The organism is Paenisporosarcina macmurdoensis (assembly GCF_042658845.1).
GTDB classification, from domain to species: domain Bacteria; phylum Bacillota; class Bacilli; order Bacillales_A; family Planococcaceae; genus Paenisporosarcina; species Paenisporosarcina macmurdoensis.
This window is the reverse complement of record NZ_JBHSRI010000007.1, coordinates 111,685-125,521: the sequence shown is the minus strand read 5'-3', so window position 1 is coordinate 125,521 and position 13,837 is coordinate 111,685. Positions and strand designations below refer to the sequence as shown.

Genomic DNA, 13,837 nt, shown 5'->3' with positions numbered 1-13,837 from the left:
GAGTAACCTCAGTTGTAGGAGTACATGGATGTAGCGTTTATAGCTTTCGAATCTTAAGCTAAAATTTTCAAGACGTTGCGGACTGATTCTGCTGATTTGTCTAACTCAGCTTTTTCAGCTTCAGTTAAATCAAGTTCGAAGATTTTTTCAATCCCGCCAGCACCTAAAATTGTAGGAACACCAAGATAAATTCCTTCTAAACCATATTCGCCTTCAAGGTAAGCGATTGTAGGCAAAACACGACGTTGATCTTTAAGTATAGCTTCAGCCATTTCGACTAAAGAAGCAGCAGGTGCATAGTAAGCTGAACCGTTACCTAAAAGGTTCACTATTTCCGCTCCACCTTTACGTGTGCGCTCAACAATTTCAGCTAAGCGTTCTTTTGAAATTAATGTTTCCAAAGGAATTCCACCTGCGTATGAGTAACGTACTAAAGGAACCATATCGTCACCGTGGCCACCAAGAACGAAACCAGTGATGTCTTTAACAGACAAGTTTAATTCTTGTGCTACAAATGTACGGAAACGTGCTGAATCAAGTACACCCGATTGGCCAATTACGCGCTCTTTCGGGAAACCAGATTCTTTATAAACAGTGTAAGACATTGCATCAACTGGATTTGTTAATACAAGGATGATTGTATTCGGAGAATGTTTAATGATTTCAGCTGTAACAATTTTCATAACTTTTTGGTTTGTTTGAACCAAATCGTCACGGCTCATACCAGGTTTACGAGCAATACCAGCTGTGATGATTACGATGTCGGAGTCTTTCGTATCTTCATAGTTAGAAGTACCAGTAATGTTTGCATCAAACCCCTGTACAGGAGCTGCTTCTAACATATCTAGTGCTTTCCCTTTTGCTGGATTTTCCATTTGTGGGATATCGACTAAAACAACGTCTCCTAATTCTTTTTGAGCTAGTAAGAATGCTGTTGTCGCACCTGTAAAACCAGAACCGATTACTGAAATCTTTTTACGTTTCATTGTCATCAGAAAACTCTCCCTTTGTTCTTATGTAAAGAGGGTTTAACCCCTCTTTTTAAAAACCAAATCATGTCTATCTTGAATGACATCAGACACTTTTACTTGTTTTACAGATTTTTAATTAGTTCGTTAGCGAACTCTGAACATTTCACTTCAGTAGCGCCGTCCATTAAACGAGCGAAATCGTAAGTTACAACTTTAGAAGAAATAGTTTTCTCCATAGAGTCCATTACTAATTTAGCTGCTTCTGTCCAACCAAGATGTTCAAGCATTAAGACACCTGAAAGAATGACAGATGAAGGGTTAACTTTATCTAAACCAGCGTATTTAGGAGCAGTACCGTGAGTAGCTTCAAAAATAGCATGTCCAGTTAAATAGTTAATATTTGCTCCAGGAGCAATACCGATACCACCAACTTGAGCAGCAAGTGCATCAGAAATATAGTCACCGTTCAAGTTCATTGTAGCAACCACATCAAATTCGCTTGGACGAGTTAAAATTTGTTGTAAGAAGATATCAGCAATCGAATCTTTTACTAAAATTTTACCAGACGCTAAAGCATCAGCTTGTGCTTTATCTGCAGCTTCTGATCCTTGATCCGCTTTAATTTGATCATATTGGTTCCAAGTGAATGTTTGTTCAGCGAATTCTTGTTCCGCAACTTCATAAGCCCAAGTTTTGAAAGCTCCTTCAGTGAACTTCATAATGTTCCCTTTATGAACGATAGTTAATGACTCGCGACCTTCTTTAATAATGTAGTTAAGAGAAGCGCGTACTAAACGTTTAGTTCCTTCTTCCGAAATAGGTTTGATCCCGATACCAGAAGTTTCAGGGAAACGAATGTTTTTAGTACCCATTTCATTTTGTAAGAATGCGATGATTTTTTTCACTTCATCACTGCCTGCAGCGAACTCGATACCAGCATAAATATCTTCAGTGTTTTCACGGAAAATAACCATATCTGTATCTTCAGGACGTTTTACTGGTGAAGGAACACCATCAAAGTAACGAACCGGACGAACACATGTGTATAAATCTAATTCTTGACGTAGTGCAACGTTTAATGAACGAATACCGCCGCCAACTGGCGTAGTAAGAGGTCCTTTAATTGCGATTAAATATTCACGAATTACATCTAAAGTTTCTTTTGGTAACCATTCACCAGTTTGATCGAATGCTTTTTGACCAGCTAAAACTTCTTTCCAAACGATAGATTTCTCACCGTTGTAAGCTTTTTCAACTGAAGCTTCTAGAACGCGTGCAGATGCAGCCCAGATGTCTGGTCCGATACCGTCGCCTTCGATGAAAGGAATGATTGGATTATTTGGTACGTTAAGAGCACCGTTTTCAACTGTAATTTTGCCGCCGTTTGTCATGTGTAATTTCCTCCTATAGGCATAATCATAGGGCATGTACTTTTATCAATGTAGTTCAATCAAAAGTCTATTTCTAGCTCTTCTTGAACAAACAATGATAGAAAGTCCAGCCCTACTTATGTTTGATTTAAAAAATTAACGCTCGTTAACTGGTACATATTTTTGCATACCAGGTCCGATATATTCAGCACGTGGACGGATTAGACGGTTATTAGAATATTGTTCTAAGATGTGAGCTAACCAGCCTGAAACACGTGATACTGCAAAGATTGGTGTAAATAAATCATGATCAATATTTAAAGAATGGTAGACAGATGCTGAGTAAAAATCAACGTTTGGTGGAAGATTTTTTTGTCCTGTTACGATTTCATCAATTTTAATTGACATTTCGTACCATTTTTCTTCTCCGCGAATTTTTGTTAATTTTTGAGACATTTCACGAAGATGTTTTGCACGTGGATCACCTTTACGGTAAACACGGTGACCAAAGCCCATGATTTTTTCTTTGTTTGCTAATTTTTCATTGATGTAAGAATCAACGTTTTCAACTGATCCAATTTCCGTTAACATTTTCATTACTTGCTCGTTTGCTCCACCGTGAAGTGGACCTTTAAGAGCCCCAAGTGCTGCAACGACACCAGAATAAACATCTGACAATGTTGCTACACATACGCGCGCTGTAAATGTTGACGCATTTAATTCATGGTCAGCGTGTAGTACTAATGCTTTGTTGAAAGCTTCTTCTTCAATCGCTTCAGGAATTTCACCACTAAGCATGTATAAGAAGTTTGCTGCAAAGCTTAAATCTTTTTTCGGTGCGATAGGTTCTTGTCCTTTTCGAACACGAGCAAATGCTGTTACTAAAGTTGACATTTTTGCTTGAAGTTGAATCGCCTTCATGTAGTTCGCTTCTACAGACATATCTTCTGCTTTTTCATCATACAATCCAAGCATAGATACCGCTGTGCGAAGTGCAGTCATCGGGTGAACTTTTTCAATTGGATATGTTTTGAAATGATTTAATATTTCTTGAGGTACTGCCATGTTATCTGCTAATTGTTGTTTTAGTTCAGCTAATTCAGCTGCCTTTGGAAGACGTTGATGCCATAGCAAGTATATTACTTCTTCAAAACTTGCATGATCTGCTAAGTCATCAATATCATAGCCAACGTATGTAAGTGTGTCATCAATGATTGAACTTATAGCTGATTGAGTAGCTACTACTCCTTCTAGACCTTTAGATGATGTCATGTATATCGCTCCTTCTTCTGTTTGAAATTCATCATATCACAAAAAAAAACGCAGAATGATGGCTCATCTGCTCATATGAACCCTTTTAATTAAACGCTTACTATGTCATTATAATCAATTTTGACTTAATTGTGAATGAAAACGCTCGATTTTTAAAAACTTTCACAAAAAACATGATATTTTGTCGCAAAGCAGAAATATTCTGTCTAAACGATATAAACAGCATAAGGACTAAAAAACATCATTATGGAGGTAGAAAAGTGCATGAAAACGTAGCGATTTTTCTAAAGAAATGGGTCCCTGTAGCTGTTATCCTAATTCTTACATGGCTGATTTACCCTGTTACCATCGCCATACTACTAGCGTATTTTTTGCATCCGATTGTCTATAGGTTACATAAAGCAACCCGATTACCTAGATGGATAACTGTTTTGTTATTTGAGATCACCTTGTTAGCATCCCTCATACTGGGGGCTACAATGGTCGTAAAAGAACTTTTTGAATTAATATATCCATTACGATTCCATTTAGAAGAATTACAATTACTCCTGAGAACAAATAGGGTAAATTGGCAATCTGTCATTGATGCATTGTCTATGGTGAGTGAAAGCTTACTTAGAAGAATCACTTTATTCATTCAGCACCTACCAGCTCAATTCATAGAAACCTTCGTATTTTTAGTTGCCCTCTTTTTCGCATTGCAAGAGTCTTTAAAATCGCGCACTTGGTTTTTCATTTATATCCCATCCAATATGCGTAAGACTATAAAGCCCTTATTTTTAAAAGCAACGGATCTTTTTGAAAAGTTTACGAAAGTAGAAGTTTTGTTGTTTTTGATGACCTTCTTGCAACTGTGCATAGGTTTTTATGCCCTTAAATTTTCTTCACCGATCGGATTAGCGTTTTTAATTTCTTTTGCTGATGCATTGCCTTTTTTAGGGACAGGCATAATTTTAATCCCGATGGCTGTTTTTTTCGTGTTAACGAAGCAAACAACCCTCGGGATTATCATCATTCTTCTGTATGCATTTATCTTATTAACTAGACAACTATTCGAGTCGTTTTTATGGGCAAATACCATGCATATTCGTGCAGTGCATGTATTTTTCATTAGCGCTTGTTCATTATTACTGTTTGGAGTTCCTGGGATATTACTTAGCCCATTTCTATTACTTGCAGCTGTCCATTTCAGACAACATAAGTGGTTTACATCACAATGATTTGCCCTTTTTTCATTTTTGAACGAATCCAGTTATAAACTATCGGCTTAAATAGCTGTCTTGTTGGTGAAAACAAAAACAAGAAACCAAATAAATCCGTTACAAAGCCTGGTGATAACAATAATAATCCTCCTGCAAAGATAAACAATGCATTGACCATGGCATCCCCAGGTGCTTCGAAATTTTTCATCTGAATTTGGACATCACGTATCGCTTTTAAGCCCTGTTTTTTCGCTAAAAATGCACCTAAAATTCCTGTTCCCAGAATGATTAAGATGGTCGGTAACAATCCAAATGTATTCCCAGACCATAATAAAATACCAATTTCGAGGACAGGAACAACGATAAAGATTAATGCTAACCATTTCATCTCCGTCATCTCCTGAAAAAATGGCCTCAACACTGCTGCGTTGAGGCATTTTGTATTTAATCGTGTTCAAAAATTAGCAAAATAGCCTAATAGAGACTCTTTAAACAACCTCTATAAGTGAAGCTTTTTATAAAACACTTGCATGGCCTTGATAGATCACACCGGATTCAGCATCCATCGTGACATCTTGACCATTTTCAATTAGAATAGTTGCATTTTTCACACCAACAATTACTGGTATGCCAAGACTTAATCCCACGACAGCAGCGTGACTAGTTAGTCCGCCTTCTTCAGTGATGAGTCCAGCACATTTGTTAATGGCAGGCATCATTTCACGATCAGAACCAATCGTAACAATTATAGCACCAGTTGTATCAATGTTATTTAGCTCTTCTGCATTATTAGCAACAACTGTGCGTCCAAAGGCAACCATTTTCCCGATGCCTTGTCCTTTAGCTGCAATATCACCAATCATATGAACTTTCATTAAGTTCGTTGTACCCGCTTCTCCAACTGGCACACCTGCAGTAATAATGACTAAATCACCATGTTTTACATAGTTATGTTTTAAACTTTCTTCAACCGAAAGCTCTAATATTTCATCCGTAGAACCCACTTTAGATCCAACAATCGGATAAACGCCCCAAACTAATGTTAGTTTACGTGATGGTCTTTCAGTAGAAGTAACAGCAATGATTGGAGCACCTTGTCGATATTTCGAAATCATTTTAGCTGTGTGACCACTTTCAGTAGGCGCAATAATTGCTTTGGCTCTTAGATTAATCGACGTATGTGCGACTGCTTGACCGATCGCATCTGTCATTGTAACTTCTTTACTCTTACTTTTCGCAGAGACAATCGCTCTGTAGTCAAGTGCATCTTCTGTGCGAACTGAGATTTTGACCATCGTTATAACAGACTCGACTGGGTACATACCTGCTGCTGTTTCACCAGACAACATAATTGCATCTGTCCCATCAAAGATTGCATTTGCGACATCACTCGCTTCTGCACGTGTAGGGCGTGGATTGCGTTGCATGGAATCTAACATTTGAGTTGCAGTTATTACTGGTTTTCCAGCTTCGTTACATTTGCTGATTAAACTTTTTTGAACTAAAGGAACTTCTTCTGCTGGTATTTCTACCCCTAAGTCTCCACGAGCTACCATCAATCCGTCAGATACCATAATGATGGCATCAATATTATCGACACCTTCTTGGTTCTCAATTTTCGGGATGATTTGAATATGTCCGCCATTATTCTTTTCAAGCAATTCACGAATTTCCATCACATCTTTTGCACGACGAACAAATGAAGCTGCAACAAAATCCACATCTTGTTCAATGCCGAATAAAATGTCTTGTGCATCTTTTTCAGTAATTCCCGGGAGTTGTACAGAAACACCAGGTACATTAACCCCTTTTTTATTTTTCAATGTGCCCGCATTGTATACTACTGTATGAATCAAACCTGCTGCTTGATCTACACTAGATACTCGAAGTTCAATCAATCCATCATCTAATAAAATAACAGATCCTTCACGAACATCTTCAATTAATTGACCATATGAAATGGAGAACATCTCATTCGTCCCTAAAACTTCAGTCATCGAAATAGCTAAAGCTTGACCGGATACTAACTCTATCGCATCATTTTCCATTTGATGAGTACGAATTTCAGGGCCCTTAGTATCTAAAAGAATACCAACGATTTTCCCTGTTTTTTTAGAAGCTTCACGAATACGTTTAATACGTATCCCATGCTCTTCATGATTTCCGTGGGAAAAGTTTAAGCGCGCAACATTCATTCCTGCTTCAATTAATTGTTCTAACATTTCTGGAGATTCACTTGCTGGACCAATTGTACATACGATTTTTGTTTTTCTCATTTTTATATCCTCTCTAACGCTAAATGGCTAATTCTTTTGATAGTTTATACATAGATAAATCCGCAATATGCTTTCCATCGAAAGCTTCTGTCATAGAATAGTCTACCACTTGATGATTGCGCATGCCAATGGCAAGTCCTCCTTGACCTTCCATCAACATCTCAACTGCTCGAGCTCCAAAAAGACTAGCTAAAACACGGTCACGACCGGTTGGCGAACCCCCGCGTTGAATATGTCCTAGGACGGAAACCTTCGTTTCAATATTGGCATGATCTTTTAATAATTTCGAGAACTCATTGGCATTCATTACGCCTTCAGAGACAATAATAATGCTATGTTTTTTCCCACGTTCATGACCACTGCGAAGTCGAGCTAATATATCGGGTAAATCGAACGGTTCCTCAGGAATGACAATCGTTTCTGCTCCACCAGCTAAACCTGCCCATAAAGCCAAATCACCCGCATCGCGTCCCATTACTTCGATGATAAATGTGCGTTCATGAGAAGTAGCGGTGTCTCTGATTTTATCAATTGCATCAATCACCGTATTTAGTGCTGTATCAAAACCAATCGTATAATCAGTGCCCGGAATATCATTGTCAATTGTGCCTGGTACACCGATGCATGGAAAACCTTTAGCAGTTAAAGCCATTGCTCCACGGTAAGATCCATCTCCACCAATCACTACTAAGCCTTCAATACCATGTTTTTTCATTTGTTCAATGGCTTTTAATTGCCCTTCTTCCGTCTTAAATTCAAGACATCTTGCTGAATATAACTTAGTACCACCCCGTTGAATGATATCTCCAACTGAGCCTAAATCAAGTTGTTCAATTTTTCCATCTATCAAGCCTTGATAGCCATTATAAATACCCATTACTTCTAGGTCGTGATAGATTGCTTTTCTGACTACTGCACGCACAGCTGCATTCATACCCGGCGCATCTCCACCACTTGTTAAAACACCGATTCTTTTCATTTGAGTGTCCCTCCTTAACCTAATCATATAAACACATTACCACTTTTGAATACTCATTGTTAGTAAAAAAAAAAAGGATGCGACTATCGCATCCTCATTCTGTGAATTCACCGATTGCTTTAAATTTATTATAACGATCATCAACCAATTCATCTTCACTTAGTTTGCTTAGTGAATTTAGTGAGCGTTCCAATGCTTCTTTTAAGAAGATTGCTTGTTGTTTTGCGTCTCGGTGAGCTCCACCAGTAGTTTCTTGTATTATTTCATCCACAATGCCCATTTGTTTTAAATCTGGCGCTGTGATTTTCATTGCTTCAGCAGCTTGTTTGGCAAGTGCTGGATCTTTCCATAATATTGATGCAGCCCCTTCAGGCGAAATGACAGAGTAAGTTGAGTTTTCTAGCATATGAATGTGGTTGGCAACTCCTAATGCTAACGCCCCACCACTTCCACCTTCTCCAATAACCACACTAATAACAGGTACTTTTAAACCGGCCATTTCAAAAAGATTACGTGCAATTGCTTCACTTTGTCCTCGTTCTTCAGCTGCTTTCCCTGGGTAAGCACCCTTCGTATCGATAAAACAAATAATTGGACGGCCAAATTTTTCAGCTTGTTTCATCAATCGTAGTGCTTTTCGATAGCCTTCTGGATGTGGCATACCGAAATTACGTCGGATATTTTCTTTCGTGTCTTTTCCACGTTGATGACCGATAATCGTAATCGGTAATCCGTTTAATGCCGCGATGCCCCCAACTATGGCAGCGTCGTCTCCATAAGATCGATCTCCGTGAAGTTCGATGAAGTCAGTGAAAATGGCGCTAATGTAATCTAGTGTTGTCGGGCGTTCTGGATGTCTCGCGACTTGAACGCGGTCCCACGGTTGCATATTGATATATATATCATTCTCTAGTTTTTCAAGTCGATCTTCTAAATGTTGAATTTCAGTCGATAAATCGACCTCTGCGTTTGAAGTAAAGTCTTTTAGTTCACTAATTTTATCGCGTAGTTGAACGACTGGTTCTTCAAAAGGAAGTGTTTTAACCATTTGTTTGATCTCCTTTCGAATGAAGTTTGACAAGTGTCGAAACCGTTTCTTTCATTTTACAACGATGAACGACTGCATCAAGTTGACCATGTGCTAATAAAAACTCAGCTGTTTGAAAATCTTCTGGAAGTTTTTCTCTAACTGTTTGTTCAATAACACGTCGACCTGCAAAACCAATCAATGCTTTGGGTTCTGCTAAATTGATATCTCCAATAGAAGCAAAACTTGCAGATACACCACCCGTTGTCGGATGCGTCAAAATAGAAATAAACAGATGACCTTTTTCACTGTGTCGTTTAAGCGCAACACTCGTTTTAGCCATTTGCATTAACGACAGAACACCTTCTTGCATTCGAGCCCCACCACTAGCTGTGTAGATAATGAATGGTACACCTTGCTTTGTTGCTTCTTCCACACCACGTGTGATTTTCTCACCCACTACGGACCCCATTGACCCCATACGGAAGTGAGCGTCCATAATAGCCACGACGACCTTACGTCCATCCAGTAATCCTGTACCAGTCAATACCGCTTCATTTAATCCGGTTTTTGCACTATCCAATTTAATTTTATCTGTATAGCCTGGGAAGTTAAGCGGATTGACGGTTTGTAAATGATCATCCATTGAAGCAAAAGAATCTTCATCAAGGAAGATGGCCACTCGTTCATTTGCCGTCATTTTGTAATGATGCTCGCAACCTGGACAAACTTTTTTATTTTTCATTAAGTCTTTAGTTAAGCCAATATGTTTACATTCTGGACATTTTGTCATGATGCCTTCAGGAACATCTGTTTTCGACGCATTGTTAGGAATCGTCGTATATTTACTTTTACGGTTTCTTGAAAATATATCTCGAATCATGTAATATCTCTCCCTTGTGATAACCAAGCTATCCAGCCAGTATATGAGCGAATAGCTTGTTCAATTTCTCCATCGATTATAGCCATTAAGAGCTGTTGTATATGATGGTTTTCTTCAATTTCCGAATTACCTTGAAAAGGTTCATCTCCATATTGCTTTAGTAAAAACCACATTTTTAATGCCAATCGATTATTGCTTGAAATCAGAATTTCACGAATTAAATCTTCTCTAACAATGGTTCCTTCTTCTTGTAATTGCAAAAGTAAACTACCCCAAACAGGTAGTTGATTTAATTTTGTGGATCCCACAACAATACGGATGGCTTCTTTTTCGTGTATCTCGCGTGTTATATGAACATCTTCCACCGTTTTTGTGTCCTGCAAAATAAAAGTAGATAATACTTCCACTAATTTATGTTTACGAAAATCCGTTAAGAACGTACCCTCGCCACGTCTAGTTTCAATTAAGCCTAATAGCTCTAAGCTGCGCAGTGCTTCTCGAACGGAGGATCTACCTACTTGGAGTCTCTCCGCTAATTCACGTTCAGATGGAAGTTTACCACCTGGCCGAATATTTTCCTTTTGAATAAGAAGACGAAGTTCACGAACGATCTGTAAATACATTTTAGTCGTTTGATTGGTCATTTACATCCCTCGAACTTCCATTTTTTTCAAAGTGGTCTGACCACTCAATATCACCTATCATACAAAAAAATCGCTTATCATGCAATGAAAAATTAAAAACAACCCAACAAAATATTTGTTGGGTTGTTACTTCGACAAGGCTTTCATATTTTTGACAATGATTTGTGGTCTTCCTTGTCTCCATTCGACAATACCATCAATTGAGATGACATTTTGCTCTTTAATGAGTAGATTGTGATGCGCATAGTCCTTAGGAAATAATGTACATGAAACATCCGAAGTTTCATCCTGTACGGTAACAAATGCCATCGACTCTCCTTTTTTAGTACGAATCCTACGAATCTCTTCAATCATGCCAATAATGACAACGGCTTGCCCATTACTCTTATTTTTAATGTCTTGAATTGAGGTTGTCTGAATCTGTAATTCCTTTTTCCATCGTTCCACAGGGTGATTAGACATATACAACCCTAAAATTTCTCGTTCGAATTGAAGTTTTATCATTTCTGGCATCTCCGTATTTTTCACATACTTCGGCTTACCAAAAGAAAGAACATCTCCATCAAATAAATCGTGCTCCACATTCGGTCGTACTAATTCTGCATATTGAACGGCTGCATCAAGAGTAGCCAATAAAGTTGCTCGATCCTGCCCAAAACCATCGAGTGCTCCTGCCTTTATTAACGGTTCAACTTGTTTTCGAGAGAATTGTTCCGCAGATAAACTCGCTGCTAACTCAAAAACATCTTGCCATACTGGCTTTTGATGTTTGCGGTTTTCCATTAACGCTCTTAAAAAGACATTGGAAACCCCTTTCACTGCAGATAACCCAAAGCGGATGGCTCCGTTTTCTACACGAAATGTTAAACTGCTTTTGTGTATGGAAGGAGGCAAGAGGGAAATATTATGGTTTTTTACTTCTTGTATTAAACGCATGATTTTTTCTTGATTACCCATTGCAGCAGTTAATAAAGATGCATAAAAATAGGCAGGATACTGGACTTTTAAATACGCCATTTGATAGGAAATTAAACTGTATGCAACTGCATGACTTTTGGGAAAGCCATAATCAGCAAAACGAACGATTAAATCATATACTTCATTTGCTTCTTCTTTCGTAAATTCATTGCGTTGTGCACGTTCAACGAAGTGTTGGCGTTGCTCGTCTAGAACTTGTCGATTCTTCTTACTTACGGCACGTCTTAAAATATCAGATTCCCCGAAAGAAAAACCAGCCATTTTCGAAGAAATTTGCATGATTTGTTCTTGGTATACAATAACGCCGTACGTTTCTTTTAAGATGGGTTCGAGCATGGGATGTACATATACTGTTTTTTCTTCATGATGCTTTCGACGTTTATAGGTTGGAATATTATCCATCGGACCAGGTCGATACAAGGCATTAACTGCCACGATATCAAGAAAATGAGTTGGTTTAATATCACGTAACGCTTGTCTCATTCCGTCTGATTCTAATTGAAATACCCCTGTTGTGTCACCTTGTTGAAGAAGTTTAAATGTTTCTTTATCGTGAAGAGGGATTTTCTCAAAATCTAGCCACTTATTTTGATCAAACCAAATCATCGTGCGGATTCTCTCAAGAATTGTTAAATTTCGTAATCCTAGAAAGTCCATCTTCAGTAAACCGCTTTGCTCAACTTCTTTCATCGGCCACTGGGTTAAATAAATACCGTCTTGTCCTTCTTCAATCGGTAACAGGTCCACTAATGGAACTGGAGATAAGACAACTCCTGCAGCATGTGTTGAGGCATTCCTAGGTAATCCTTCAAGCTCTTTCACAATGTCAAACCATTTTTGATGCATTGAATCAAGTTCAATCCATTTTTTTAAGTTGTGAGAGCTATTAACTGCTTCTTCGAAGGAAATGCCAGGTTTATTTGGCAGTTGTTTTGATATCATGTCAAGAACAGAGCTATCAAATCCGAATACGCGAGCCACATCTCTTGCTGCTGCTTTTGCAGATAATGTACCAAACGTTACGATTTGCGCCACATGAGAATTGCCGTATTTCTTTGCTACGTATTGAATAACTTCATGTCGACGATGATCTGCAAAATCGATATCAATATCGGGCATAGAAATTCGTTCAGGGTTTAAGAAACGCTCAAACAATAATCCGTATTCAAGTGGGTCTACATGTGTAATGAATAAGGAATATGCAACAAGTGAACTTGCAGAAGATCCACGACCAGGACCCGTTAAAATCTGGTTGTTTTTTGCATACTCCATAAAGTCTGCCACAATCAAAAAGTAATCTGCATAACCCATTTGATTGATGACATTGAGCTCCATTTCAAGACGTTCTTTATACAGTTCATTAAATTCTACTAAACGTGTTTCTAGACCATTGATACATTTTTCGCGTAATAGGTCTTTCGTAAGGACATTTTCCGGCACAGGGAATTTCGGCATATGTAGGTGGTTCGTAACGAGTTCAACACGACAACTTTGGAGACTTTGCTCTGCCTGTTGCAGCCATTCAGGATGATCTGCGAACCATTCAATCCATTGTTCACGCGTAGGTAAATAATGATGTTCATGAAGAGGCTTCTGTCGATGTGAATCGTTTAATTTCACACCATTCGCAATCGCTTGTGCCACTTCATAAGCAAACGCATCTTTAGCAGATACATATTTTGCTTGATGAGTAGCCATTAATTGAATTTGTCTTTTCTTACACAAATCAATAAATTCATTCTCATGACGATCAACCATTCCGTCAGGTCTTTCAATACCACCTAAAAGATGTGAATCGAGGCAATTTTTTAATGCATCCAATATAGGTCCCATCGCTTCTAGTGAAGTTTGATTTGACGTGGTAACCACTACTAAACAATCTTGTTTATAGGCTTGCAGCCACTTGAGCGGCAGTGCAGAAAGTGCTTTTACTTCTAGTGCACTACTAATTTTCAATAAGTTTTGATAACCACTATTTGATTTTGCATAAATTTGTACTTCAACATTGTTTTCTTCACTGATTTCAATTTGGCAGGTTAAGCCAATCACTGGATGAAGACCGGCTTTTTTGACAGCTTGGTAAAATGGCAAAACACCATACAATCGTTTATTTGTAATGGCTACCGTAGTCGCTTGTTGTTCTTGAAGGAAAGGAATTAATGCTTCCAAGCGAATCGTACTATTCAGTAAATCGGCTGATGTCCCTACTTGTGGATAAACTGGATTCATTGTTCC

At 38.3% G+C, this 13,837-nt stretch carries 11 protein-coding genes; 1 reads left to right on the top strand and 10 read right to left on the bottom strand.

The genetic code is table 11. The annotated features are described in order from the left end of the window. Positions 1 to 53: 53 nt before the first annotated feature. The 3 genes from mdh to citZ form a co-directional block, all read right to left on the bottom strand. The gene (mdh, locus tag ACFPYN_RS07130) at positions 54 to 992 is read right to left on the bottom strand and encodes a malate dehydrogenase (protein ID WP_377733292.1); all 939 of its coding nucleotides are present in this window, start codon (positions 990 to 992) and stop codon (positions 54 to 56) included. Between the two features lie 101 nt (positions 993 to 1,093). Then, positions 1,094 to 2,362, bottom strand: a complete 1,269-nt coding sequence (gene icd / locus ACFPYN_RS07125) for an NADP-dependent isocitrate dehydrogenase (RefSeq protein WP_377733291.1) — start codon at positions 2,360 to 2,362, stop codon at positions 1,094 to 1,096. A 135-nt stretch (positions 2,363 to 2,497) separates the two neighbouring features. Next, positions 2,498 to 3,613, bottom strand: coding sequence for a citrate synthase (citZ, locus tag ACFPYN_RS07120; protein WP_377733290.1), 1,116 nt, complete (start codon positions 3,611 to 3,613; stop codon positions 2,498 to 2,500). A gap of 260 nt (positions 3,614 to 3,873) precedes the next feature. Between citZ and ACFPYN_RS07115 the strand changes: the two genes are divergently transcribed. After that, positions 3,874 to 4,833 carry an AI-2E family transporter gene (locus ACFPYN_RS07115; RefSeq protein ID WP_377733289.1) on the top strand — a complete coding sequence of 320 codons (960 nt, stop codon included), beginning with the start codon at positions 3,874 to 3,876 and terminating at the stop codon, positions 4,831 to 4,833. Here ACFPYN_RS07115 and ACFPYN_RS07110 read toward each other — a convergent pair. The 7 genes from ACFPYN_RS07110 to dnaE all read right to left on the bottom strand — a co-directional run bounded on the left by ACFPYN_RS07110 (position 4,820) and on the right by dnaE (position 13,831). Further along, positions 4,820 to 5,203 (bottom strand): FxsA family protein, encoded by a 384-nt coding sequence (locus ACFPYN_RS07110; RefSeq protein WP_377733288.1) that lies wholly within the window; start codon positions 5,201 to 5,203, stop codon positions 4,820 to 4,822. The genes ACFPYN_RS07115 and ACFPYN_RS07110 overlap by 14 nt on opposite strands. A gap of 127 nt (positions 5,204 to 5,330) precedes the next feature. Continuing rightward, positions 5,331 to 7,091 (bottom strand): pyruvate kinase, encoded by a 1,761-nt coding sequence (pyk, locus tag ACFPYN_RS07105; protein WP_377733287.1) that lies wholly within the window; start codon positions 7,089 to 7,091, stop codon positions 5,331 to 5,333. Positions 7,092 to 7,110: 19 nt separating this feature from the next. Continuing rightward, positions 7,111 to 8,070 carry a 6-phosphofructokinase gene (gene pfkA / locus ACFPYN_RS07100; protein WP_377733286.1) on the bottom strand — a complete coding sequence of 320 codons (960 nt, stop codon included), beginning with the start codon at positions 8,068 to 8,070 and terminating at the stop codon, positions 7,111 to 7,113. 94 nt (positions 8,071 to 8,164) lie between these two features. After that, on the bottom strand, positions 8,165 to 9,118 hold the full coding sequence (accA, locus tag ACFPYN_RS07095) for an acetyl-CoA carboxylase carboxyl transferase subunit alpha (protein ID WP_377733285.1): 954 nt from the start codon (positions 9,116 to 9,118) through the stop codon (positions 8,165 to 8,167). Continuing rightward, positions 9,111 to 9,980, bottom strand: coding sequence for an acetyl-CoA carboxylase, carboxyltransferase subunit beta (gene accD, locus ACFPYN_RS07090; RefSeq protein WP_377733284.1), 870 nt, complete (start codon positions 9,978 to 9,980; stop codon positions 9,111 to 9,113). Before accD ends, accA begins: the two co-directional genes overlap by 8 nt. After that, positions 9,977 to 10,624: a FadR/GntR family transcriptional regulator gene (locus ACFPYN_RS07085; RefSeq protein ID WP_377733283.1), complete on the bottom strand. Its 648-nt coding sequence runs from the start codon at positions 10,622 to 10,624 to the stop codon at positions 9,977 to 9,979. The genes accD and ACFPYN_RS07085 overlap by 4 nt, the downstream gene beginning before the upstream one ends. Positions 10,625 to 10,750: 126 nt before the next feature. Continuing rightward, positions 10,751 to 13,831 (bottom strand): DNA polymerase III subunit alpha, encoded by a 3,081-nt coding sequence (gene dnaE, locus ACFPYN_RS07080; RefSeq protein WP_377733282.1) that lies wholly within the window; start codon positions 13,829 to 13,831, stop codon positions 10,751 to 10,753. Positions 13,832 to 13,837: the final 6 nt, after the last annotated feature.